Raw genomic sequence first — 24,216 nt, 5'->3', positions numbered from 1 at the left:
TTTTTACTTATAATTTTTTCAGCAGCCCGGATATTCTTTCCGGGCTGTTTTTATTAGGTTTAAAGAACGGTTACAATATCTTGGGAGTGATTCATGGATCAATAAAAACAATAGAAATCTCTATGGTTTTACAGTACTTTATAATAGAATTTGTGTTTTCTGGTTTTATTTTACCTCTTGCGTTACCATTATGTTGGAAATAACAGAATAAATACAGCCGGAAGTTTTTAAATTAACCGTAATGGTTGCCGGAACAGACCGGTAAGCCGTATCTCCGTAAGGTTCCACAATTTTGCCGTTGGAATCCTTTACCGTTCTTCCTTTGATGGTATACGTCATAGTCGCAGTTCCCGTAAATCCGCTTGATGGATTAAAAGTGACAATACCTGTCGATTTATTGTACGTCCATGTTCCCTCTGTCGTCACTTTTTTACGATACAAAGTAAGATCTGTTTCACTGCTTTTTGTAAAGCTGAACGTTGAATAATCTATATTCATATTGCTTCCTGTAGGCGGAGTGGTAATGCTGATCGGGCCTTTGTATGCTATATCGTTATTGAATACAGGAATAGCCACAGGTTGAAATTTACAGGTAGAAGTTACGTCGTCGTTGGCAACTGCCGCGTAAGGAAGAGTCAGTTTTACATTTCTGATAATGTGCTGCTGAAATGCTGCTCCTGTAGCTGCTGCAAAGCCCAGTTTTAAAACTGCCGGAACAGTTGCGTCCAGTGTTTGGGAAGTTGCAGCTCCTTCGGTATCCGAGGTATTAAAATCAGTGGTCTGCGGATTGGCATTTTCAGTATAAGGAACTGAAGTTTTATAGTGATAATAATTGATAATATTCACGGGAGTTCCGTTCTGGTCGGTCTGCATATCCACTTTGATGTCAAATCCGTCTGTTGTGGTAGGCGAGGTAAAGTGAGGGATAAGATCCAGATATACCTTTCTGAATTCTCCTGCATTATTTCTGAGATCAAATTGAGAAGAAAGTGTATTGGAAGTAGCTGCATAGCTTCTGTCAGTCTGCAGGATTCTCCCTACTGTTCCGGTATTGCTCAGGGTAGAACGGGTTACCAAAACCGGATATCCGGTATATCCCAATCCTAATCCTGTGGTATTGATGGCAGCCCCTCTTGCTCCTCTTAAAGTAATATGGCTTGTCGCCTGGCTCCAGGTAACACCGGAAATTCCATTAATTCTGGATTCTCCCTGAAAACGCTTGGATTTAAAATTTCCGAATTCATCCAGAGCAATCCCCAGATAGGCACCGGTTAGCCCGGGTTTTCTTTGGGAAGCATAAGTATCTTTTGTTCTGTTGTAGGAATACCCAAGACCTGCACCGGGAGCTCCGATGGTAGGGCTTGTTACTGCTCCGTCATAAAGGAAGAAAGATAAACCGTCTCCATAAGTTCCGCCCAGTGGGGTTCCGTTTTTCATGTCATATTCGAATTCTACGTGAAGTCCGTTTACAGAGGTAAAAGTTCTTCCGTTGATAAACAGCCCTCCAAACTGTCCTGAGCTGGCAGGGGTAAGCTGTACTCCGGTAGCCGTATGGGATGCATTTCCCTGTATCGTAAGCTCTGATGCTGACGATGCATTCATCAGCGAACTTGAATAGGAATAAAACCCGTAAATACTGGCTACTTCGGTGCTGTCTGTCTGTGCATACATCAAGTGAGTAAGCAGCGTGAAAACAAGGCTTATCAAAGACAGCCTTTTACCATTCTTTTTCATAACTGCTTATTTTACTACAAATACGATGTTGATGAAAGATGCTGAAGTAGCATTGGATATAACATCATAATTTAATACACCCGTACTGCTGATGCTGTTGATCTTGAAAACAGAAGAATCGAAGCCGGTTACATAATAATAAAGATCTGTTGCATTAGGAAAGAACGGAATCGAAGCCGGAGCCGAAGCACTTCTGGCATTCGAAGGTACATTCGAGAACTGGTTCTTATACAGTGTGTACAGGTCTTTCGTCTGTCCCGCGCCGGTGGTTGTGGTATCGAAAACTACGCTCGGCATGTAGAAAAACTTAGTTGCATACGGAGAAAGGCATATCCAGTCCGGAGCTGCAGGAGTTCCTACATTCTGGCTGATGCATTTTTTATTGGAATCAAAAATAACCAGTCCTGTTGCAGGATTCGTCACTGAAGAAAGATTGCTGATTCGTGGGAGAAGAACTCCTTTAGAAGTACTTAGAATATCCAAAGCTGAGCTGGGATCAGGTGTGGTAGTATTAATGCCCACCTGAGCAGTAATGGTACAAAAAGCCATTACCGAGATGAAGGTAATAAATCTGTTCATAGTCGAAATAATTTTTTTTGTGTGTTTCTTGTTTCTATCTGCCAGATTTTAAGCGATAGAAAACTAGATTTTTAATCTAAATATTTGTGTGTTTTTTTTATGTTGTTAATAAGAGTTGTCGGTGAGTGTTTTTTTGTTTTTAAAGATTGTGTTTTGTTTAATTCATCATTAATAATGAGTGTGTTTTGTAGGCCTTTTTACAAGATCAATATTCACTAAAAACTAAAGCTGTATTGTATGTTGCTTAATTATCAATACAGGTTATGATTGATGAATATTTTAACTAATAAAGCTTTTGATTAGTAAATTTTAAACAAATGTATGTAAAATTGATTTATAATAACAATTAGAAAGCCAGTAATAGCGGTATTTGATTCACTGTTAAGGGACCGGAAAGCTCATGTTTTCTGTATTAATGAACGATTAAAGAGAGATCAGTTTAAAAATATGGAAATGTTAAATTTTGTTAAATTTTTGTTTCCTTTGTTTTTTATACCTCATTTTTTACATTTATACCTTTATTTCTTGTTTTTAAGTATCATTGTAAACAAAAAAACCACAGAAATTGCCTGTGGTTTTTATCATATTTAATTATGCTTAAAGCATATTGATTTTTATTAAATCGGAGATTCTTACTGTCCAAGATAAACAAAAATATACGCTGAAAGGTACTTGGGTTGTAAACTTACAGCGGTGTTTGTTCCTCCTGTGGACACTGAGAAAGTATGAGCATGAGCTCCTGCGCTTGAAGTGGTAGAGGTAGTAAAATCATTATCAACTACTGTTCTGTTGCTTCCTCCTTCCACACTTATGGTAGTTCCGCTTGCTCTGTCATTGTAAGAATGAGTGTGTGCTCCGTCACTTGTGGTGGTAGCATTGTAGGTTACATTGGGAAGGTTCGCCTGGGTAATAGCTACAGAGGTGCTTCCTCCGGTGGCTCCTAAGGTTTCAGCCCCCGATTTAGACTTCAGATATCTGTCTGTACTGTTCGGCAGCGTGGTAGAAAATCCAAGAGAAGTAGCCCTTGTCTGTACTGCTGCCGGCAAGGTAGAGATGGCTCTTCCGTCCAGTAGATACCATCCGTTCTGATCGCCGGGAATGCTGCTGTATTTTATATCTCCTATGTTGGGAAGCTGTACTTCCAGTCTGTTCCATGAAGTTCCGTCATTATAATAAAAACCGGGTGTCACACCTGTCAGTACTGTTGTTGTCGTATTGGTATTGTATACAGTCATTCCTGCCAGATGGCTGGGAAAAGGAGTTGCAGCGTTTGTCGCGGTAAGAGAAACTTTAGGCATCAGAAGCCCTTTGTTATTGTTTTGAGCGTATAGTTCCAGAACAGCTTGGCTATTTGGATTGGGAGACGGAGCGTTTCCTGCCGTCACGAGTACCTGCGCATTCAATGTATTAAAAATGGCAAGTAGCACTATAATGTAATTAATTTTTTTCATTTCTGTCTTTTTATTTTCCTAGATAAATAAAGTACTGTACCACCATATGTTTCGGATATTGCGAAACAGCAGTATTACTTCCTCCGCTGGATACAGAAAAAGTATGGTTATGATCACCGGATGCACCGGTTGTTCTTGTTTCTGTGTTTACAGTTCTTGTCGTATTAAGACTTCCTGCGTTGAAATTCCAGTAATTGACCCCTCTGTTGGTGTAGCTATGTGTGTGAGCTCCATCTGTACTGGTATTTCCTGTGAAGGTAAGATTCGGAAGATTGGCCTGTGAAAGCGTATAAGAGCTGGCTCCTCCTGTTGCTGTTACCGCTTCAGAAGCATTTTTACCCTTCAGAATTCTGTCCGCAGTATTGGGAAGAACCGTTGCAAAACCAATTGATGAAGCACTTGCCTGAGCCGTTGCCGAAAGAGTGGAAGTATTTCTTCCATTCATCAGGTACCAGCCATTATGATCCGTATTCACCATACTGGATTTAATATCTCCGATTTTAGGAATATCCGTGTTAATAGACATCAATACCCATTTTGCGCCGTCGTTATAATACAGTCCCGGAATTACGTCATTGGGTGAAGTTCCTGCAGTGGCGGTATTGTAAACCCATATTCCTTCCGTATGGCTGCTGAGAGGGCTGGCAGACAATGTAGAAGTTAACGATACGGTATTCATTAAAAAGCCTTTGTTTGTACTGCTTAGTTCCAATACTGCTGAAGTGGATGGGTTCGATGTACCTATACCAACTTGTGATTTTATGATAGAGAAAAAAAGTAATCCTATCAAGGTGTAAAAAGTATTTTTTTTCATAATTAGTTTCCTAGATAGATGAATACATTAGTGATAATATTGTCTGGTACAAAGTTGACAGGCTGGCTGCTGCCTCCCAGGGAAAAGCTCAGGGTATGTGTGTGGGCCCCATTGCTGCTTGTGGTATCATTAACACTCGACGTGTCCGATACAGGGTTATTCGTTCCACTGGCTACTCCGTTTGCTGCCGAATTCACAGGGTTGTCTGTGTAGGTGTGCGTATGACTTCCTGTAGTATTTGTTGTTCCGGAGAAAGTAACATTAGGGAGATTGGCCTGGGTAAGGGTAAATGAATTGACTCCTGCTGAGGTTCCCATACTGTCTGTCCCGCTTGTATTTTTTAGATATCGGTCTGAAGCGTCCGGAAGGTTGGTACTAAAACCTAATGCTGTGGCTCTAGCTCTTGGATTAACGGCGAGTGTGCTTACAGCTCTTCCGTTAAGAAGATACCATCCGTTATGATCGGCACTTTGAAAACCATTTTTAATATCTCCTGTCTGCGGAGCTTTGGTAGAAAGTTTAACCCATTGTGTACCGTTATTGTAATATAAACCCGGGCTTACATTATTGGGAGCTGTTCCTGCGGTTGCCGTATTGAAAACAACCATTCCTGCAACATGGGAAGAAAGAGGAGCTGCGGTATTGGTTGCCTGTAGAGCAATTCTTGTAAGCAGAAATCCTTTATCATTCCCTGCACTTTCCAGGTGTAATAAACTTTCTGAATTGATTATTCCTGATGAATTCGAAATTTTAACCTGGGCATTTGTGTTTATGGCGGATAAGCATAGCAACAAGGTAAGCATGGTGCTACCGCCTATTTTTTTTATCATAAGGTTTGGTTTGAAATAATTTTTTACAAAGATATCAAATTTAAAACCAGAATTTAGATTGAGAATCAAACATATAATGATTATTGTCACTATTTAGAGAATAAGAGGTTAATATTTTTAGCATTAATGAATGATTTGGATAAAATATTTTTTTTAAAAACAATTGTTAAAATTTTGTTAAAATTTGAAAACAACAAAAAAGCACGCTGAAAAGCGTGCTTTTTATCTATGCAGATGTTTATTATTTGCCTATTTTATGCTTCACAAGCGGAGCATGTAACAAAGTTCACCATCATTTCTTTAGAAACTGAAGAGCTTCTCTGATAGTAAAGCGTTTTTACTCCTTTTTTCCAGGCCTCAATGTAAAGATAGTTCACATCTTTTACCGGCATGGTGGAAGGAATCTGTAAATTCAGAGACTGAGCCTGATCAATATATTGTTGTCTTTGAGCAGCCTGAGAGATAATTTCCATCGGAGAAATCTCTTTGAACGTTTTAAATACGGCTTTCTCTTCCTCTGTAAGTTCTTTCAAATGCTGAACAGAACCGTGGTTCAACATAATTGTTCTCCATGTTTCTTCATTATCAAGACCTTTTTCTTCTAATAATTTCGCCAGATACTTGTTCTTACGCATAAAGTTTCCTTTAGCAAGACCGGCTTTATAATAGTTGGAAGCAAACGGTTCTATTCCCGGAGAAGTCTGTCCCAGTATGGCAGAACTTGAAGTGGTAGGAGCAATAGCCATAGTGGTGGTATTTCTCAATCCGTAGCCTTTCAGTAGTTCCGGCTCTCCATAAATATTGGCTAATTCTCTAGATGCGGTTTCCGCCTGTTCTTTAATATGTCTGAAAGCTCTTGCGTTGAACTGAGTCGCCTCAAAACTTTCAAACGGAATCATATTTTTCTGTAAATAAGAATGGTATCCTAAAACTCCCAATCCAAGAGCTCTGTGACGTAGAGCAAAGTTTCTTGCTCCCTGCAGATAGTAGTTACCTTCTGTTTTTTCGATGAATTCAGTTAAAACGGCATCCAGGAAATAAACAGCCAGTTTTACGGCGTCGGTATCTTTCCACTCGTCGTATAACTCAAGGTTCATGGAAGATAAACAGCAGATGAAAGATTCTTCTCTTGTGGAAGGAAGCATGATTTCAGAGCAAAGGTTACTTGCATTAACAGGCATTCCAAGATCTTTATACACCTGAGGTTTGTTTCTGTTAACGTTATCGGTAAAGAAAATATAAGGAAGGCCTTTCTGCTGACGGCTTTCAAGAACTCTTGCCCAGATTTTACGTTTATCCATATCACCATCAATCATATCCTGCATCCAGTAATCAGGAACGCAGATTCCCGTAAACAGGTTCTGAATCGGGCTTCCGATATCTTTGATGGACAAAAATTCTTCAATATCACCATGGTCAATATCCAAATAGGCAGCAAAAGCACCTCTTCTTACGCCTCCCTGAGAAACCACATCCATAGCTGTATCGAATAATTTCATGAACGATACCGCTCCTGAAGATTTTCCGTTGTCTGTTACAGCAGTTCCTCTGTTTCTCAATTCTCCGAAGTATCCTGAAGTTCCACCTCCGATTTTCGTCTGCATGATCACCTCACCCATTTTGTGGGTAATTCCTTCAATACTGTCCGGAATGTGAACGTTGAAACAGGAAATAGGAAGCCCTCTCTGTGTTCCCATATTGGCCCAGACAGGAGAAGAGAAACTGATCCATCCTTTGGTGATCATTTCTTTGAAAGCGGGCTGTAGCTCCGGCTTGTATAATTTTTTTGCTGCTGCAGTGGTAATTCTGTCGATGGCTCCGTCTACAGTTTCCCCTTTTAACAGATACCCTCTGTTCAGCATCTGCTCAGACTCTTCATTGAGCCACCATATATTTGAATTTTGCTCTTCCATAGATGTTATATTTTCGAATTCCGGAACAGGTTGGGTGCTCCGGAATTTTGTTGTTTTTTATATTGATTGTAAAATTTCTACTTTGTGTGTATTGTTCAGACCGCTTTCGTCTCTTAATCTTTGAAACTCCTTAAAAGACGGAACATTCAAAACTGCATGCTGAACTTCTTCATTGATGTAATTTGAATAATGTAAAAAGGTAACGCCGTCTTCTTTTAAATATACCTTGTACTCAAATGTTTCCTGATCCAGATTTTTAAAATCCTCCAGAAACGTTTGAATGTGGGTCTTGTTTTCTGAAACGTATTCAGGGTTTACGGTATAGGTTACGATTACATTGATCATTTTTTGTGCTTTGAATTATCTGACTATTCCCGGGAACGGTGGAATTTTATTTAGATGAAGTGTAATATTGCTAATACTATCTGCTTTGACGCTCGCTTCGCTTGCGCTCTATTTAATTAATTAATAATTTTATTCTTGAGAATAGAAGTTAGATAGTCCCTTAAAATCCCCACCTCTTTCTTATTTAAAGCAAACCCACCAGTAGGTTTTACTTTATCAATCAAATCGAAATGTAATGATTCTTCATCAAGGTCAACTCTTAAGACTAAATCTCTATCAATACTAGAGTCTTCGTCAGGATACATTACACTAATATTTTCTAATTTAAGTTCCATGTAAATATTAATTAAAACAAATCGTTCGCTGTAATACTCTTATCGTGTTTCGTATAATCTACAGGTCTTTTAGCAAAGAAATCATCCATGGAGTTCGCGAAAACTTCCTCTTCAAACCATACCATTGGGCGGTATTGTTCCGGAGATACGTTGTAACGGGTTTCCATATTGATTTTCTTTAAGCTGTCGTCTACACGGTATTTCATGAAATTAAGAAGATCTTCTTTTGAGAAAACACTTAGCTCTCCAAGTTCGAAGATCCAGTCAAGGATTTCACTTTCCAGGTCTATAGACTGATCTACCAATGTATAGATGTCTTCGATATCTGAATCTGTCAACAGGTTAGGTTGTTCTTCACGGATCTTGTTGATCAGATAGATTCCTGCATTGGCGTGGATTTGCTCATCAACGGATGTCCATGCAATGATATTGGAAACATTTTTCATGTATCCTTTGAATCTGGTGAAAGAAAGGATGATCGCAAATTGGGAGAAAAGTGATACGTTTTCAATCAGGATACTGAATAACAGAAGAGAAGATACATATTCCTTAGGTGTTGTAGAATTGGCGTGTTTCAGCACGTTTGAAAGGAAATCTATTCTCTTTTTTACGGCAGGAATTTCTATAACGTTGGCAAATTCTTCGTTGTATCCCAATACTTCTACCAATCTGGAATACGCTTCGGAATGACGGAATTCGCATTCGGCAAAAGTAGCTCCCAGGCCATTAAGTTCCGGTTTTGGTAAATGATTGTATAGGTTTCCCCAGAATGTCTTTACGGACACCTCGATCTGTGCAATAGCTAAAAGTGCATTTTTCACAGCATGTTTTTCGTGCGGCTCTAACTGCGAATGAAAATCCTGAACATCTGCAGTAAAATCCACTTCCGAATGTACCCAGAACGATTTGTTGATCGCCTCTACAAACTGAAGAACCTCAGGGTATTCAAATGGCTTGTAACTTACTCTTTTATCGAAAATTCCCATATTAAAATATCTTTAAATTAAATAATTTGCATCACTGTGGATAACTTTGAAGTAATATTTAACTTCTTGTATCTTTGGTATTTACACTTGAAACATATTCACATTCAAAAGTGTCGGTTTCTTGTAAAGAACTAATGACAAAGTTCGAAAAAAAGAACTGATTTTAAAAGGGGTAAATACTAATTGGCTGAGTTTTAACTCTAAAAGTTTTCCACATTTACATGAAACCAGCACGAATAATGGCTTAGACGGGGTTATTCGTGGAAAATAAATGAAAAATTACAGTTACGGTTAAACGATTTAATGTAATTGCCTATAAACAAAGGATAAAACCATTAAACAATAAAATATTCGAATAAATTTTTGTTCTTGTAACAAATTGAAAATATCATCTACTTATTGGGTATAAAACAAGCATCACTTAATGTTAGTAATTCAGGATTTACATAAATCATACGATACAGGAAAAAGCAAGCTGCACGTTCTTAAAGGAATTAATCTTAATATTTCCGAAGGCGAGTTTGTTTCTATTATGGGAAGCTCCGGTTCCGGAAAATCTACCCTTCTTAATATCATCGGTATTCTGGATGAAAAAGATTCAGGAACTTACGAACTGGACACGGTCCCGATCGAGCATTTGTCTGAGGTAAAAGCTGCGGAATACAGAAGTAAATTTCTTGGTTTTATTTTTCAGTCTTTCAACCTGATCAGCTATAAAACGGCTCTGGAAAATGTAGCGCTTCCTTTATATTATCAGAATGTTCCGAGAAAAGAGCGTAACAAGAAAGCGATGGAATATCTGAAGAAAGTAGGTCTTGCACAATGGGCAGATCACCTTCCCAACGAGCTTTCCGGAGGACAAAAACAGAGAGTGGCTATTGCAAGAGCTCTGATTACAGATCCTAAAGTAGTGCTGGCAGATGAGCCAACCGGAGCACTGGATTCCAAAACAACGCATGATATTATGAAACTTCTTCAGGATATCAATAATGAGGGAAGAACCATCATCGTTGTAACCCACGAACCGGATGTAGCTGCACAAACCAAAAGAAACGTAATCCTGAAAGATGGCATCATTGAAAGTGATGAGTTTATTAAGCAGGTTGTTTTGTAGAATGTGCTGATTTGAAAATTTGATAATGTGTTGATTTGAAAATTTAAAATCCAATTTTTTAATCTTTAAATTTTTCAATCTTTAAATACCAATAAGAAATGTTTGACCTAGATCGTTGGCAGGAAATATTCAGTTCTATCCGCAGTAATGTATTGCGGACGGTGCTTTCGGGGTTTACGGTGGCTTTGGGGCTGTTCATCTTTGTTGTTCTTTTCGGAATAGGAAAGGGGCTTCAGAATGCCTTTACCGAAGGTTTTGCAAGAGATGCCCAGAACCTTATCACGATCTACACGGGTAAAACCACTATGGCTTATAAAGGGCTGCAGTCGGACAGAACGGTCACGATGAATAATGACGACTACGATTTCCTGATCAATACAGATAAAGACAAAGTAGGCGATGCCAACCCAAGATACAGCACCAGTTTAATGGTAAAGTACGGCAAAGAAAGCGGGACTTATCAGGTGAACGGTGGTGAGCCCGGAGAAAAGGTTATTGAAAACAGAAAAATGCTGGATGGGCGCTATCTTACGCCTATGGATCTTGAAAGAAAGCAGAATGTAGCCGTCATAGGTAGAATGGTTCAGCGTGATTTGATCAAAAACGGAAGCCCGATAGGAAAAGATCTGAACATCAACGGAACCATGTTCAAAGTGGTAGGTGTTTTTTCCGATGATGGAGGCGACTGGGACGAAAGGCATATTGCCGTTCCTATTACAACCCTTCAGCAGATGAAAAAAGGCTCTGATACAGTATCTACGGTATTTATTGCTTATAATGAAAAACTGACTCCCGCAGAGGCAATTAAATATGGTGATGAACTTAAAGACCGGTTAAAATCCAGAAAAAATGTTGCTCCCGATGATGAAAACGGAGTCCGTATCTGGAACAATGCCAAAAACATGAATGAAACCTTTCAGTTTATGGCAGTACTTACCCTTATTGTAGGATTTATCGGCATGGGAACATTGCTGGCAGGAATTATCGGGATCAGTAATATTATGGTTTATATCGTAAAAGAAAGAACCAAAGAAATAGGTGTCCGTAAGGCCATCGGAGCGAAGCCGAGAAGTATTGTGGCGCTTATCGTACAGGAAAGTGTTGTGATCACAGTAGTTTCAGGGATTGTAGGAGTGGCAATAGGCGTATTGGCCCTCAGTTTAATAGGGGACAGTCTTGAAGAATATTTCATCAAAAGTCCTAGTGTAGGGTGGATCACCATTTTTATGGCGTTTATCGCATTGGTATTTTCAGGACTTATTGCAGGGTTTGTTCCTGCGTACAGAGCTTCCAGAATTAAACCGATAGAGGCGTTAAGAACGGAATAATGATGCGGTAATTTAGATGATGTGATGATTTGTTGATGTGGAGATGGGATGATTTTCAGTGTATTATCATTTATTAATAATCATTCATCATTCATATATTATTATAAACTTATAACTCAAAGAAGTGAACATTTTATTTAAAAAAGATACTTGGCAGGAAATTTATTATTCACTGAGGAATAATAAGCTTCGTACGTTCCTTACCATGATTGGAGTAGGATGGGGAATGTTTTTGTATGTGAGTCTTCTGGGGGCAGCAAAAGGAATGGAAAATGGTTTCGATAAACTGTTTTCAGGATTTGCTACCAACTCCATCTTTCTTTGGGCTCAGAAAACATCTATTCCTTATGATGGATTCCCGAAAGGAAGAGAAGTTCATCTTAATTTATCCGATATGGATATGCTGAAAAGAAAAGTGACTGCCATTGATTATATCTCTCCGCAGAATGCCAGAGGAAGCTTCACCGGAACAGCGGGGGAATCTATGTCGAGAAACGGCAAAAACGGAACCTATTCTCTTACGGGAGATTATTCGGTGGGAAATAAAATTTCTGAAAAGAAACTTATTTTCGGTCGCTATATTAATGATGCTGATGTTCTTGGAAATAAAAATGTAGTGGTGATTGGAGAAGAGATCTACAAAAACTTCTTTGATGCCAAGAAAAAAGAAGATCCGGTTGGAAAACAGGTGAATATCAAAGGTCTGTTTTTTAACGTGATCGGTGTGTTCAGAGTGAAAAAAGGAGGCGGTTTTGAAAATGACCGGACTGCATTTATTCCTCTTTCCACCTATACCAAGATGTACAATGCAGGAGACCAGATAGACATGTTTGCCATTGTAAGTAAACCTAACGCCAACGTAGGCGGCGTAGAAGAAGATGTAAAACAGGTACTGAAAACCAAAAATAAAGTATCACCGGAAGATACCAATGCCTTTGGGAGCTTCAATTTGGGAAAAGAATTTAAAAAACTGACAGGTTTCCTTACCGGAATGCAGCTTCTGACCATTATTGTGGGAACACTTACTATTCTTGCCGGAGTTATTGCTATCTCAAATATCCTTTTGATTACCGTAAAAGAAAGAACGAAAGAAATCGGGATCCGCAGAGCTTTGGGAGCAAAACCTGCCGAAGTGAGAAACCAGATCCTGCTTGAAAGTGTGGTGATTACCTTGTCCTCGGGGATTCTCGGGTTTATGTGCGGAATATTCGTGCTCATTATTTTAAATGCAGTCACCCAGAATCAGGACGAATTTCCATTCTACAATCCTACGGTAAATTACGGAAATGTATTTGGAGCCATGGCCGTTATGGTCGTTCTGGGTCTTATTATCGGAATGATTCCGGCGCAGCGGGCTGTAAAGATCAGACCGATTGAAGCTTTGAGATCAGAATAATGCTGATGTGATGATGGGTTGATTTGATGATGTGTTAATTTGAAAATAAAATAATTTGAAAATGATAAATGATTTCTTTAATATTTAAATCCTTTAATCCTTCAATCTTTTAATAAAAAAAATAAACTAGATATATGAAAAAGAAATTCACTTGGAAAAAAGCCATTTATATTGTAGTGGGGCTTTTATTTGCAGTGGCATTGTTCTCCGGGATCGGGTATCTCGTGAAATCAAATTCTAAACAGAGTGAAGCTTTCCTGACCAGAAAACCTACTTATCAAAACATGGAAGACAAGGTAATGGCAACGGGAAAAATAGTTCCGAAAGAAGAAATTGAGATCAAGCCGAATATTGCTGGAATCATTGACAAAATTTTAGTAGATGAAGGAGACAAAGTAACAGCCGGACAGCTGATTGCTACCGTGAGAATTATTCCCAACATCGCTGACGTGAACAACGCACAGCAGGAAGTGGTGAACTCACAGCTGCAGATCAGTAATGCTAAATTGAATGTTGATAACATGCAGAAGCAATTTTCCATGCAGGAAAGTCTATATAAACAAGGGGTGGTTTCCAAGCAGGATTACTTAAACTCACAACAACAGTTGTTTTCCCAACAGCAGGCTCTTAGAAATGCGAATCAGCAGCTGGCTACCGCTCAGAAAAGATTGCAGATTGTAAAAACCGGAGCAACTCCTGAACTTCAGGGACTGGCTACAACGCAGATCCGTTCCAAAGCATCAGGGACTGTTCTTGAAGTTCCTGTAAAAGTAGGAAGCCAGGTAATTGAGGCCAACTCTTTCAATGCAGGTACCACCATCTGTTCTATTGCAGATCTTAATTCTTTGATCTTCCAGGGAGAAATAGACGAGGCCCAGGCAGGAAAACTGAAGCAGGGAATGGATATGAAAATCGTAATCGGTGCCCTACAGAACAAAACGTTCCCGGGAAAACTAACGATGATTGCTCCTAAAGGAAAAGACAATTTGGGAACCATTAAATTCCCGGTGGAAGGTGATGTGACCAATCCTAATAACGAATACATCAGAGCCGGATTTTCTGCAAACGGAGAAATTGTTCTGAAATCCGAAAAGAATGCTTTGCTGTTGGATGAATCACTTATCCAGTACGAGAAGAAAAACGGCAAGGATATGCCTTTTGTAGAAGTAAAACAAAAAGACGGAAAGTTCAAAAAAGTCTATGTGAAACTAGGAGCCAGCGACGGAATCAATGTTCAGATCCTTTCCGGAATTACCAAAGATTCGGAAGTGAAAGTATGGAACCCTTCAGACAAAGACAAAGAAGAGCTTAAAGAAAAGAAAAAATAGTAAACGACCACTATATATTTAAACTGTAAGATCCCGGGGAATTTTTCCCGGGATTTTTTTATTTTTAATCATTGTAATGGATTATTTTAATCAGTTGTCTTAAAGAAAATAGTAACAATAAATAGTCATGAAGCTATGAAGAAAAATTACCTCATTCTCTTTTTCTTTATCGTCGCAAAATTCATTCTCCAATATTCCCTGATCAGCCCGGAATATGAACTCCATAGAGACGAATATCTGCATCTTGATCAGGGCAATCATCTTGCCTGGGGATATCTTTCTGTACCACCTGTTAATTCCTGGCTGGCATGGCTGATCAAATCGCTTGGTAATTCCGTGTTTTGGGTTAAATTTTTTCCGGCGCTCTTCGGAGCATTGACTATTGTTGTAGTATGGAAAATAGTTGAAGAACTTCATGGAAATTTATATGCTAAAATTCTGGCGGCAACTGGTATTTTGCTTTCAGTACTTCTTCGTCTCAATATGCTTTTTCAGCCTACCTCGCTGGAAGTTTTACTGTGGACACTTATTTATTATATTCTGATCAGGTACTTTAATTCTGAAAAAATAAAATGGCTTTATGCTGCTGGCGTGGTCTTCGGAATAGGAATCCTGAATAAATATAATATTGTCTTTGCAGTGCTGGGAATAGTTCCGGCCGTTCTTTTAACGAAGCAAAGAAAGATTTTTCTTCAGGCTCATCTGTACGGCGCTGGATTATTGGCTTTGCTCATTATGCTTCCCAATCTTTTATGGCAGTACAATAATGGGTTTCCGGTCATCCATCATATGAAAGAACTTTCCGAAAGACAACTGGTACATGTGGACAGACTGAATTTCTTTAAATCCCAGATTCTTTTCTTCATAGGCTCAATATTGGTGGTCGTTGCCGGATTATACGCCTTGCTTTTCTATAAACCGTTTGAGAAATTCAGATCTTTCTTCTGGATGTATATCATTACCATCGGGCTGTTTTTGCTGTTCAGAGCTAAAGATTATTATGCCATCGGTCTTTATCCTGTTTTGATAGCATTCGGTGCCGTTTTTCTGGGAAATATTTTCGAAAAAAGATGGGGGAGATTTCTGAAACCCGTGTTGATCTTCATTCCTGTTCTTTTATTTCTGCCTTTGTACAACCTTGCTTTTCCCAATAAAAGTCCTGAATATATTGTAAACCACCCGGAAAAGTATGAAAAAATGGGACTGCTTCGTTGGGAGGATGGTAAAAATCATCCCCTTCCTCAGGATTTTGCAGATATGCAGGGCTGGAAAGAACTTGCTCAAAAAGTAGATGAAGAATATTCAAAGCTGTCTGCATCCGGGACTACTTTGGTGCTGTGCGACAATTATGGTCAGGCAGGAGCCATCAATTATTATTCAAAGAAAGGAATAAAAGCGGTGTCATTTAATGCGGATTATATCTATTGGTTTGATCTTACTAAAAAATATGATAACCTGATCCGGGTGAAAGAATTCCCTACGGAAGAAAAAGAAATTAAAGAAACAGGTCCTTATTTTAAAAGTTCGAAGAAAGCAGGTTCAATAGACAATAAATTTGCAAGAGAAAAAGGAACTGCGGTCTTTAGTTTCGAAGGAGCCAGGATTAATATCAATAAAAGAATCCAGAACGAAATTGATGAAATGAAGTGGTAACATTAACACTTAATTAACTATGCAAGTTGGCTTCAGAACCTCAATTATTTTCTAATTTCGCTGGAATGTAATGAACCTATGAAATCACGATCTAAAATTATATTATTATCCTCAGCATTGTTGGCTTTTAGCTGTACCTCTCAGAAAAATCAGGAGAAAGCTAAAGTGGTGTACAAAACAGATAATCTGTCTGTAATTCAGCTGTCGGATGGTATTTATCAGCATATCTCTTATTTAAATACAGAGTCTTTCGGAAAAGTGGAATGCAACGGAATGATTGTAAAAGACGGAAACGAGACCGTTATTCTGGATACACCGACTAATGATAAAAGCTCTGAAGAATTGATTGCCTGGATCAAGAGCAGCCTTCATTCGAAAGTGAATGCCGTTGTGGCAACCCACTTCCATGATGACTGTCTGGGAGGTCTTAAAGAATTCGACAAAAATAAAATTCCGTCTTACGCTAATAATCAAACCATAGAATTGTCAAAGAAAGCCGGAGCAAATGTTCCCGGAAACGGATTTAATGACAGCATCACACTCAACGCCGGAAAGCATAAAATTTTGGTGAAGTATTTTGGTGAAGGGCACACAAAAGACAATGTAGTGGCCTATGTTCCGGATGAGAAAGCCATGTTCGGCGGATGCTTGATTAAAGAAATGGAGGCTACGAAAGGTTACCTCGGAGATGCTAATGTTCATGCATGGTCTCAAACCGTTACAAAAGTGAAAAATCAATATCCGGATGTTAAAATAGTGATGCCGGGCCATGGAGAAGTAGGAGGGCAGGAGCTTTTGGACTATACCATCAAATTATTTAAAGATAACTGATATTGACGTTAAAGCGATATTTACAGCAGCTGATTTAAGAGGGATTAAATCAGCTGCTTTTTTATTTTCCCTTTTATCAATTAAACATGATAGAAAATATTAATGCAACAATGTGTCTTTAATGGTTTTTTATTTTAACTTTGTATAAATTAAAGAGATGAATTGGAGAGCCTGATGGTTTATTTCAATACTTGCTATCTTTCATCATACATCAATCATCATTTATCAGTTAAAAAATGAAAAATTACGACGTTATTATTATAGGTGGGAGCTACGCCGGATTATCAGCCGGTATGTCTTTAGGGAGATCTCTGAGAAATACTTTAATTATCGACAGCGGGAAACCGTGCAATAGACAAACTCCGCATTCCCATAATTTTATTACCCATGACGGAAAGACCCCGAAGGAAATCTCCGGCCTGGCCCGTGAGCAGGTTGCAGCATACAGTACCGTGAACTTTTATGAGGGATCAGCCATTAAGTTGAAAAATACAGATCCCGGATTTGATGTTGAAACTTCAGCAGGTGAAATATTTCATGCTAAAAAGCTGATTCTTGCCTCCGGAATTAAAGACATCATGCCGGATATTCCCGGATTTGCTGAATGTTGGGGGATTTCCGTATTGCACTGCCCATACTGTCATGGGTATGAAGTGAGAAATGAAGTCACCGGAATACTCTCGGATGGAGATATGGCTTATGACTTTTCAAAGCTGGTGTACAACCTTACGAAAGATCTCTTTTTGTTTACCAACGGACAGTCTGTTCTTTCCAAAGAGCAGAAACAAAAGCTTGCTCAGAACAATATCAGTTTAGTTGAGGACGAAATTGAAAAGATAGAACATGAAAACGGAAATATCCGGAAAATGATCTTTAAATCCGGAAAGGAAATTTCCATGAAAGTTTTATATGCTAAAGTATCTTTTGAACAGAGTATCAATGCTTCGGGAAATCTGGACGTAGAACTTACCGAACAGGGCTTTGTGAAAACAGATGGTATGCAGAAAACCAATATCCCGGGTGTTTTTGCCTGCGGAGATAATGTGACGATGATGAGATCCGTTGCAAATGCTGTTGCTCAGGGAAATTTTACCGGAGCAGTGGTGAATAAAGAACTTACTGAAGAAGATTTCTAATTTATATTGTAAAATGTGGTGATCCCTGCGGAAATTTCTGCAGGGATTTTTTTATATTATTTTGCTGTTTAAAAACATTATCGTAATATTGCGATATAATTAAATATCAATGGGAGCTACAAAAACAGATTTCTTTACGGACGAGCAGAATAGAGTGGCTGTCATTGCCAAAGCTTTAGGACATCCTGCCAGAATTGCAATCATAGAATACCTTCTTAAAGTAAATGAATGCATCTGCGGTGATATTGTGAATGAGCTTCCTCTTGCGCAGCCTACCGTTTCGCAGCACTTGAAAGAATTAAAAAATGCAGGACTCATCAAAGGAAATATTGAAGGTAATTCGGTGTGCTACTGTATTGATGAAAAGGTTTTTGAAATTTTGAATGCTTTTTTCTCAAACATTATTTCTACAGTCAAAAAACAAAATTGCTGTTAAAATTTTTTGCCTTTTATTATCGTAATATTGCATTATAACAATTAACTATTAAATTATGAAATTATCAGAAATTAAAACCATTTTACCTGTATTGGAAAATGTAGAATTTCAGCTGGAAAACGGAACATATGTACCGGAACATTTCCATGTAACGGAGATAGGAATGGTTTCCAAAAGCTTTATCGACTGCGGGGGAACCATCAGAAAAGAAGAAAGGGTAAATTTTCAGCTATGGGATGCAGACGACTACGAGCATCGTCTCAAACCCGGAAAGTTGCTGCACATTATTAATTTATCGGAAGAAAAACTGGGAATCGGAGATTTTGAAATTGAAGTGGAATACCAAAGCCAGACCATTGGAAAATATGATCTGGAGTTTAACGGAAAGCACTTTGTCCTGAAAAATAAACGTACGGTCTGCCTGGCTGAAGATGCCTGCGGAATAGAACCTGTAAAACAAAACGAAGAAAACAACTCCGATACATGCTGTGCTCCGGGAGCAGGATGCTGCTAATATCTGCTACATATCATGAAGAAAAAAATCCTTGTTCTTTGTACGGGAAACAGCTGCAGAAGCCAGATAGCAGAAGGGTATTTAAGATATTTTGCAGGAGATAGAGCGGAAGTGTACAGCGCAGGTATTGAAATCCACGGACTGAATCCAAAAGCTGTTCAAACCATGAAAGACGACGGGATAGACATATCCGGCCAGACTTCCAATTCTATTGATGAATATGAAGATATGGAATTTGATATGGTGATTACGGTCTGCGATCATGCAAAAGAAAGCTGTCCTTACTTTCCTTTTAAAACAAATATTTTTCATCAAAACTTCCAGGATCCTTCAAAATTTGTGGGAACAGAAGATGAAGTCAATCAGGAATTTGCAAAAACCAGAAATCAGATTAAAAGCTATTGTAAAAAATTGATAGAAGAAAAACGGTGATGAAGCATAATAAAGAAATTTTATAAAATTTTAAGGCTAAAATCATATTTTCTCATACCGGAACCTTGCAGGAAATTCCGTACATTTGGGGTGAAAAATTTCAAAAACTAAAAGTAAAATGGACATTATTTTCGACCTGATTGAAAAAGAAAGACAAAGACAAGCCCATGGATTAGAGCTTATTGCGTCAGAAAACTTTGTTTCTGAGAACGTGATGAAAGCAATGGGAAGTGTACTGACCAACAAATATGCTGAAGGATATCCCGGAAAAAGATATTACGGAGGTTGTGAAGTAGTAGATGAGGTTGAAACATTAGCCATCAACAGAGCAAAGGAACTTTTCGGTGTAGACTACGTGAACGTACAGCCGCATTCCGGATCTCAGGCTAATGCTGCCGTTTATCTTGCCGTTTTGAAAGCAGGAGATAAAATCATGGGAATGGATCTTTCCATGGGAGGTCACCTTACTCACGGTTCAGGAGTGAACTTCTCCGGAATCCAGTATCAGGTAGTTTCTTACGGTGTTGAAAAAGAAACCGGACTTATTGATTACAACCAAATGAGAGAGGTTGCCCTTAGAGAAAGACCAAAAATGCTGATCGCTGGTTTCTCTGCTTATTCAAGAGATCTTGATTATGCAAAATTCAGAGAAATTGCAGATGAAGTAGACGCAACGCTTTGGGCAGATATTGCTCACCCGGCTGGTTTGGTAGCTAAAGGACTATTGAATTCTCCATTTGAACACTGCCACGTAGTAACCACTACTACCCACAAAACTTTAAGAGGTCCTAGAGGAGGAATGATCATGATGGGGAAAGATTTCGAAAATACATACGGCCATAAAACTCCGAAAGGAGAAACGAAAATGATGAGCCAGGTGCTGGACGGAGCTGTTTTCCCTGGAATTCAGGGTGGACCTTTGGAGCACGTTATCGCTGGTAAAGCGGTAGCATTTGCTGAAGCAATTGACGGGCAGTTCGAAACGTATGCCAAGCAGGTAAGATCCAACGCGCAGGCTCTTTCAAAAGCTATGATCGACAGAGGTTTTGATATTGTAAGCGGAGGTACAGACAACCACTTAATGCTGGTAGACCTTAGAAATAAAAATGTAAACGGAAAAGAAACTGAAAAAGCTTTGGTACTTGCCGATATTACATGTAACAAAAATATGGTTCCTTTTGATGACAAATCACCGTTCACTACATCCGGTATCAGACTGGGAACTGCTGCGATCACTACAAGAGGTCTTAAAGAAAATGATATGGATACTATTGCAGGACTTATTTCTGAAGTGGTGGACAATATCAAGAATGAAGAAGTGATTGGTTCTGTAAGAAAGAAAGTGAATGAACTGATGGAAGGCAGAGCTTTATTCAACTATTAATATTACTTAAAATATAACATAAAGAATGGGCATCTGTCCATTCTTTTTTATGTCTGCTATGGAGAAGAAGTCTTTCACTTTTGATGAAATTAAACTGAAACTGGTGAACTATTGTGTTTATCAGGATCGCTGCCACGCGGAAGTGGAACAGAAGATGCGTGAATTTTTACTGATAGACGAGGCAAAAGATGAGATTATCCTCTATCTTATGAAAGAAAACTATCTCAATGAAGAGCGCTTTACAAGAAGTTATATCAGAGGGAAGTTTTATATCAAGCACTGGGGCAGAGCCAAGATCAAAATGCATCTGAAACAGAAACAGATTACGGATAAGCTGATAAGCAGCTGTTTTGATGAAATAGACGAAGATGATTATATAAAAATGATCAGGAAGATCTATGAAGATTATCATTCCAGGCAAAAAGGACAAGAATATCAGAAAAAATCGAAAACAATAAAATATTTGATGAGCAGGGGTTTTGAATATGAGAAAATAACAGATATTTTTGAATAGGGATTTTATCATTTCAATTGGCGGGGAATTAATTATTTTTCAATATTTTGATAAAAAATCGTTAATTTGAAGATTCTTTAGGGTATAATTTCTGTGTTTTATAAGGGGAATGGATTCTTTAATTGCTAATTTCTGTTTTTATGAAGTTTTTTTATGGTATGATTTTTGTCAAAGGTTTTTGTTTAGTAGAATAGAATTATTAGTTTCGCAAGTGAATAGGCATGCGCAAAAAGAATAAGTCAAATTATTTTGAATTTTAAATTGACTGTTCGAATTTTATTTTATTTTTGCATGATTGTATTAGAATTATCTTTAATATTGGATAATCAGATCTTATACCTTATTATAAAAAATATGAACACAAATACAGACAATGTACAGCTCTCTTAGAAAAAAAATATTCGGAGGGGATAATGTTGTCAATCTCTCAGACGTAAGATACCTTCCCAGATGGATAATACTTGTAATAGATATTATTATTCTGGTCATGTCACTATTTCTTTCAACCTACACTATTGAAAAAATTACTCAGAAAGAGTTTATTTATCATGAAGACAAAAGTACTGTATTTGCTTTTATTATTCTGGTGAATACCATGTTTATGTATTTTTTCAAAACCTATGCTGGGATTATCAGGCACTCTACTTTTATAGATCTTTTTAAATTATTGATTTCCTGCTTCTGTACAATGACTGTGGTGGGGATGGTAAATCTGATCTATTTTTGGATGACAGGAGGAAAATTCATCCTGACTGCATTTCTGATTCTGTATTTTATTATTTCTTTCATGGGGTTGTTTCTCTTCAGATTATATGTGAAAGAGTTTTTTCACATCGTAAGAGAATACAGAAGAAGTTCCCTGAAAAAAAGAATTTTGGTACTTGGGATAGATGAGCAGTCTATTGCTATAGCCCGGGCTATTTTGGATAACCCAAGCCTTCCTTATCAGGTGGTAGGTTTCCTGACTCAAAGAACCGATTCCAAAAGAGCTTCCTTATTGGGGAAGCCGATTTATGAAAAAAGAAGAATAGAAGAGGCTACTAAAGATGAGCTTATTATTGACGGAGTTATTATTGTTAAAGAAATGATGTCTAAAGATGAAATGAACTCATGGGTGAATTTGTTTTTAGAAAAAGACTTAAACATATTTAAAGCACCTTCCGTACAAAAACTGAGAGACAGCGATTTGGGAGTGGCTATCAGAAACCTTCAGATTGAGGATTTACTCAATAGAAAACCTATAAAAATTGAAAGTGAGGAAGTAAAAAGCAGACATTTCAATAAAAATATACTGGTAACAGGTGGGGCAGGTTCTATTGGTAGCGAAATTGTAAGACAGGTTGCACAGTTTAACCCGGCATTAATTGTTGTTCTGGACCAGGCAGAAACTCCTCTTTATGATATTGAACTTGAAATGAAGAATAAATTTCCTCATATCCGGTTTAAATTTGTTTTAGCAGACGTGTCTAATATACATAGAGTCGAACCGCTTTTTCAAACTTACAACTTTGCAATGGTTTATCATGCTGCTGCTTATAAGCATGTTCCTTTAGTAGAAGAAAACCCTAATGAAGCAATTCGGGTGAATGTTTTGGGATCAAAAAATATTGCTGTTTTATCAAGCCGGTATAAGGTGAACAGGTTTGTAATGATCTCTACGGATAAAGCGGTAAATCCTACGAACGTGATGGGAGCTTCTAAAAGAGCTGCTGAACTATTTGTACAGTCTCTGCAATATGTTGAAGGAAATACAACGAAGTTTATTACAACCAGATTCGGAAACGTTTTGGGATCCAACGGATCAGTTATTCCTCATTTTAAAAGACAGATTGAAGCCGGTGGACCGGTTACCATTACCCATCCGGATATTGTAAGGTATTTTATGACCATTCCGGAAGCCTGTGAGCTTGTTCTTCAGGCCGGAACTATGGGAAAAGGAGGTGAGATTTTTGTTTTTGATATGGGGGAACCTGTGAAAATACTTGATCTTGCCAGAAGGATGATTAAATTATCTGGATTTGAACCTAATATTGATATTAAAATTATTTACACAGGATTAAGGCCAGGTGAGAAGTTATATGAGGAACTGTTGAGCGACAATGCTAAAACACTTCCTACTCATAATGAAAAGATCATGATTTCTAAAGATCCTGCCATGTCGTTCTCTGAAATAGAGGGTCTCACTAATTTGATTACAGATGCCTCACTACTCAAAGATAAAGTAGAGGTTGTAAAGATTTTAAAAACGATTGTTCCGGAATTTAAGAGTAATAATTCGGTCTACGAAGTATTAGATAAATAGAAAAATATAAATGTATATTTGTACAATTTTAAAATATGAAGAGTAAATTATTGGCAATATCTCTGGCATTATCGTTGGTCTCGTGTAAGACCAATCAGAATGCACATAATGACCTTAATTATATGCAGAATATAGAGAAGGTAGCCCTAGAAGCATCTGCAAAAAACTCTAAATCTACAATACAGGCTGGTGATCAGCTGGTTATTCTGATTACAGCAAAAGATATGGATGTGGTGAAACCATTTAACCAAAATTACTCATCTTCTGAACTTGTTCAGAGTAATACTTTAGCTGGGAGCAATACACCTAATCAGGGAGCTACACTTATCACAGGACCTACCTATATTGTAGATGCAAATGGAGATGTAGACTTTCCTGTGCTGGGAAAACTTAATACAGCCAATAAAACTCTCGTAGAGTTTAAAGATGAATTGAGAGAGAGAATGACTAAATTTGTTATTAATCCTTCAGTGAATGTTAGGCTTGCCAATTTTAAAGTGACTGTATTAGGAGAAGTGAACAGGCAGGGAGACTATGTTATTGCCAATGGGCAGGCAACTATCTTAAACGCTTTGGGACTTGCCGGAGATCTTACGATGTATGGTAAAAGAGATGAAATCCTGGTAATTAGAACAGATAACGGAGTGGTTTCGCATGGACGTGTGAATCTGCAGGATGCAGATCTTATCAACTCTCCGTATTATTATCTTAAACAGGGCGATGCCATTATTGTTTCTTCAAACAATACAAAAGACCTTATCGCAAAACAAAATCCAAACACAGGACTTATCTTAACTGCCGTTTCTATCGGGGTGACAGCTATTGCTGTAGTAGTAAGTTTATTTAATAAGAAATAAAAAA

23 protein-coding genes are annotated in these 24,216 nt (G+C 38.1%); 14 read left to right on the top strand and 9 right to left on the bottom strand.

Going from position 1 to position 24,216, the window contains the following annotated elements:
• Positions 1-165: 165 nt before the first annotated feature.
• From ACM46_RS06875 to ACM46_RS06835, 9 genes are all read right to left on the bottom strand, one after another.
• A complete protein-coding gene (locus tag ACM46_RS06875) occupies positions 166-1,734 on the bottom strand; it encodes a hypothetical protein (protein ID WP_048505898.1) in 1,569 nt (522 codons plus the stop codon).
• Positions 1,735-1,740: 6 nt separating this feature from the next.
• Positions 1,741-2,313: a hypothetical protein gene (locus ACM46_RS06870; RefSeq protein ID WP_048505897.1), complete on the bottom strand. Its 573-nt coding sequence runs from the start codon at positions 2,311-2,313 to the stop codon at positions 1,741-1,743.
• A 632-nt stretch (positions 2,314-2,945) separates the two neighbouring features.
• Entirely contained in the window at positions 2,946-3,764 is an 819-nt protein-coding gene (locus ACM46_RS06865; RefSeq protein WP_048505896.1) for a hypothetical protein, read from the bottom strand.
• A 10-nt stretch (positions 3,765-3,774) separates the two neighbouring features.
• On the bottom strand, positions 3,775-4,578 hold the full coding sequence (locus tag ACM46_RS06860; RefSeq protein ID WP_048505895.1) for a hypothetical protein: 804 nt from the start codon (positions 4,576-4,578) through the stop codon (positions 3,775-3,777).
• Positions 4,579-4,580: 2 nt separating this feature from the next.
• Positions 4,581-5,408 (bottom strand): hypothetical protein, encoded by an 828-nt coding sequence (locus tag ACM46_RS06855; RefSeq protein ID WP_048505894.1) that lies wholly within the window; start codon positions 5,406-5,408, stop codon positions 4,581-4,583.
• A 254-nt stretch (positions 5,409-5,662) separates the two neighbouring features.
• Positions 5,663-7,330 carry a ribonucleoside-diphosphate reductase subunit alpha gene (locus tag ACM46_RS06850; RefSeq protein WP_277619848.1) on the bottom strand — a complete coding sequence of 556 codons (1,668 nt, stop codon included), beginning with the start codon at positions 7,328-7,330 and terminating at the stop codon, positions 5,663-5,665.
• Positions 7,331-7,378: 48 nt separating this feature from the next.
• On the bottom strand, positions 7,379-7,666 hold the full coding sequence (locus ACM46_RS06845; protein ID WP_048505892.1) for a hypothetical protein: 288 nt from the start codon (positions 7,664-7,666) through the stop codon (positions 7,379-7,381).
• A gap of 116 nt (positions 7,667-7,782) precedes the next feature.
• Positions 7,783-8,001 (bottom strand): hypothetical protein, encoded by a 219-nt coding sequence (locus ACM46_RS06840; protein ID WP_048505891.1) that lies wholly within the window; start codon positions 7,999-8,001, stop codon positions 7,783-7,785.
• 11 nt (positions 8,002-8,012) lie between these two features.
• Positions 8,013-8,987, bottom strand: a complete 975-nt coding sequence (locus ACM46_RS06835; protein WP_048505890.1) for a ribonucleotide-diphosphate reductase subunit beta — start codon at positions 8,985-8,987, stop codon at positions 8,013-8,015.
• Between the two features lie 424 nt (positions 8,988-9,411).
• Here ACM46_RS06835 and ACM46_RS06830 point away from each other — a divergent pair, with 424 nt between their 5' ends.
• From ACM46_RS06830 to ACM46_RS06765, 14 genes are all read left to right on the top strand, one after another.
• A complete protein-coding gene (locus tag ACM46_RS06830) occupies positions 9,412-10,101 on the top strand; it encodes an ABC transporter ATP-binding protein (protein ID WP_048505889.1) in 690 nt (229 codons plus the stop codon).
• Positions 10,102-10,199: 98 nt separating this feature from the next.
• Positions 10,200-11,429 (top strand): ABC transporter permease, encoded by a 1,230-nt coding sequence (locus ACM46_RS06825; RefSeq protein WP_048505888.1) that lies wholly within the window; start codon positions 10,200-10,202, stop codon positions 11,427-11,429.
• 124 nt (positions 11,430-11,553) lie between these two features.
• Positions 11,554-12,825, top strand: a complete 1,272-nt coding sequence (locus tag ACM46_RS06820; RefSeq protein ID WP_048505887.1) for an ABC transporter permease — start codon at positions 11,554-11,556, stop codon at positions 12,823-12,825.
• A gap of 134 nt (positions 12,826-12,959) precedes the next feature.
• Positions 12,960-14,153, top strand: a complete 1,194-nt coding sequence (locus tag ACM46_RS06815; RefSeq protein ID WP_048505886.1) for an efflux RND transporter periplasmic adaptor subunit — start codon at positions 12,960-12,962, stop codon at positions 14,151-14,153.
• Positions 14,154-14,288: 135 nt separating this feature from the next.
• Complete coding sequence (locus ACM46_RS06810) at positions 14,289-15,806, top strand: glycosyltransferase family 39 protein (protein WP_048505885.1); 1,518 nt, start codon at positions 14,289-14,291, stop codon at positions 15,804-15,806.
• Between the two features lie 78 nt (positions 15,807-15,884).
• Positions 15,885-16,637, top strand: a complete 753-nt coding sequence (bla, locus tag ACM46_RS06805; protein ID WP_048505884.1) for a subclass B1 metallo-beta-lactamase — start codon at positions 15,885-15,887, stop codon at positions 16,635-16,637.
• 236 nt (positions 16,638-16,873) lie between these two features.
• Positions 16,874-17,773: an NAD(P)/FAD-dependent oxidoreductase gene (locus tag ACM46_RS06800; RefSeq protein ID WP_048505883.1), complete on the top strand. Its 900-nt coding sequence runs from the start codon at positions 16,874-16,876 to the stop codon at positions 17,771-17,773.
• A 109-nt stretch (positions 17,774-17,882) separates the two neighbouring features.
• Positions 17,883-18,209, top strand: coding sequence for an ArsR/SmtB family transcription factor (locus ACM46_RS06795; protein ID WP_048505882.1), 327 nt, complete (start codon positions 17,883-17,885; stop codon positions 18,207-18,209).
• A 55-nt stretch (positions 18,210-18,264) separates the two neighbouring features.
• Positions 18,265-18,723, top strand: a complete 459-nt coding sequence (locus ACM46_RS06790; protein ID WP_048505881.1) for a DUF6428 family protein — start codon at positions 18,265-18,267, stop codon at positions 18,721-18,723.
• A 15-nt stretch (positions 18,724-18,738) separates the two neighbouring features.
• A complete protein-coding gene (locus ACM46_RS06785) occupies positions 18,739-19,155 on the top strand; it encodes an arsenate reductase ArsC (protein WP_048505880.1) in 417 nt (138 codons plus the stop codon).
• A 118-nt stretch (positions 19,156-19,273) separates the two neighbouring features.
• On the top strand, positions 19,274-20,539 hold the full coding sequence (gene glyA, locus ACM46_RS06780; RefSeq protein ID WP_048505879.1) for a serine hydroxymethyltransferase: 1,266 nt from the start codon (positions 19,274-19,276) through the stop codon (positions 20,537-20,539).
• Positions 20,540-20,597: 58 nt separating this feature from the next.
• Positions 20,598-21,053, top strand: coding sequence for a regulatory protein RecX (locus tag ACM46_RS06775; protein ID WP_048506151.1), 456 nt, complete (start codon positions 20,598-20,600; stop codon positions 21,051-21,053).
• A 373-nt stretch (positions 21,054-21,426) separates the two neighbouring features.
• On the top strand, positions 21,427-23,355 hold the full coding sequence (locus ACM46_RS06770; RefSeq protein ID WP_048505878.1) for a polysaccharide biosynthesis protein: 1,929 nt from the start codon (positions 21,427-21,429) through the stop codon (positions 23,353-23,355).
• Between the two features lie 35 nt (positions 23,356-23,390).
• Positions 23,391-24,212 carry a polysaccharide biosynthesis/export family protein gene (locus tag ACM46_RS06765; RefSeq protein ID WP_048505877.1) on the top strand — a complete coding sequence of 274 codons (822 nt, stop codon included), beginning with the start codon at positions 23,391-23,393 and terminating at the stop codon, positions 24,210-24,212.
• Positions 24,213-24,216: the final 4 nt, after the last annotated feature.

The sequence above is a fragment of the Chryseobacterium angstadtii genome, assembly GCF_001045465.1.
In the GTDB taxonomy this organism is placed as follows: domain Bacteria; phylum Bacteroidota; class Bacteroidia; order Flavobacteriales; family Weeksellaceae; genus Chryseobacterium; species Chryseobacterium angstadtii.
The sequence above is the reverse complement of the archived record's forward strand: the minus strand, read 5'-3'. Positions and strand labels throughout refer to the sequence as shown.

Excerpts from the sequence above, each read along its gene's own strand:
- ACM46_RS06875 (WP_048505898.1), bottom strand. The coding sequence starts at position 1,734 with ATGAAAAAGAATGGTAAAAGGCTGTCTTTGATAAGCCTTGTTTTCACG.
- ACM46_RS06870 (WP_048505897.1), bottom strand. The coding sequence starts at position 2,313 with ATGAACAGATTTATTACCTTCATCTCGGTAATGGCTTTTTGTACCATT.
- ACM46_RS06865 (WP_048505896.1), bottom strand. The coding sequence starts at position 3,764 with ATGAAAAAAATTAATTACATTATAGTGCTACTTGCCATTTTTAATACA.
- ACM46_RS06860 (WP_048505895.1), bottom strand. The coding sequence starts at position 4,578 with ATGAAAAAAAATACTTTTTACACCTTGATAGGATTACTTTTTTTCTCT.
- ACM46_RS06855 (WP_048505894.1), bottom strand. The coding sequence starts at position 5,408 with ATGATAAAAAAAATAGGCGGTAGCACCATGCTTACCTTGTTGCTATGC.
- ACM46_RS06845 (WP_048505892.1), bottom strand. The coding sequence starts at position 7,666 with ATGATCAATGTAATCGTAACCTATACCGTAAACCCTGAATACGTTTCA.
- ACM46_RS06840 (WP_048505891.1), bottom strand. The coding sequence starts at position 8,001 with ATGGAACTTAAATTAGAAAATATTAGTGTAATGTATCCTGACGAAGAC.
- ACM46_RS06835 (WP_048505890.1), bottom strand. The coding sequence starts at position 8,987 with ATGGGAATTTTCGATAAAAGAGTAAGTTACAAGCCATTTGAATACCCT.
- ACM46_RS06830 (WP_048505889.1), top strand. The coding sequence starts at position 9,412 with ATGTTAGTAATTCAGGATTTACATAAATCATACGATACAGGAAAAAGC.
- ACM46_RS06825 (WP_048505888.1), top strand. The coding sequence starts at position 10,200 with ATGTTTGACCTAGATCGTTGGCAGGAAATATTCAGTTCTATCCGCAGT.
- ACM46_RS06815 (WP_048505886.1), top strand. The coding sequence starts at position 12,960 with ATGAAAAAGAAATTCACTTGGAAAAAAGCCATTTATATTGTAGTGGGG.
- ACM46_RS06810 (WP_048505885.1), top strand. The coding sequence starts at position 14,289 with ATGAAGAAAAATTACCTCATTCTCTTTTTCTTTATCGTCGCAAAATTC.
- bla (WP_048505884.1), top strand. The coding sequence starts at position 15,885 with ATGAAATCACGATCTAAAATTATATTATTATCCTCAGCATTGTTGGCT.
- ACM46_RS06800 (WP_048505883.1), top strand. The coding sequence starts at position 16,874 with ATGAAAAATTACGACGTTATTATTATAGGTGGGAGCTACGCCGGATTA.
- ACM46_RS06795 (WP_048505882.1), top strand. The coding sequence starts at position 17,883 with ATGGGAGCTACAAAAACAGATTTCTTTACGGACGAGCAGAATAGAGTG.
- ACM46_RS06790 (WP_048505881.1), top strand. The coding sequence starts at position 18,265 with ATGAAATTATCAGAAATTAAAACCATTTTACCTGTATTGGAAAATGTA.
- ACM46_RS06785 (WP_048505880.1), top strand. The coding sequence starts at position 18,739 with ATGAAGAAAAAAATCCTTGTTCTTTGTACGGGAAACAGCTGCAGAAGC.
- glyA (WP_048505879.1), top strand. The coding sequence starts at position 19,274 with ATGGACATTATTTTCGACCTGATTGAAAAAGAAAGACAAAGACAAGCC.
- ACM46_RS06775 (WP_048506151.1), top strand. The coding sequence starts at position 20,598 with ATGGAGAAGAAGTCTTTCACTTTTGATGAAATTAAACTGAAACTGGTG.
- ACM46_RS06770 (WP_048505878.1), top strand. The coding sequence starts at position 21,427 with ATGTACAGCTCTCTTAGAAAAAAAATATTCGGAGGGGATAATGTTGTC.
- ACM46_RS06765 (WP_048505877.1), top strand. The coding sequence starts at position 23,391 with ATGAAGAGTAAATTATTGGCAATATCTCTGGCATTATCGTTGGTCTCG.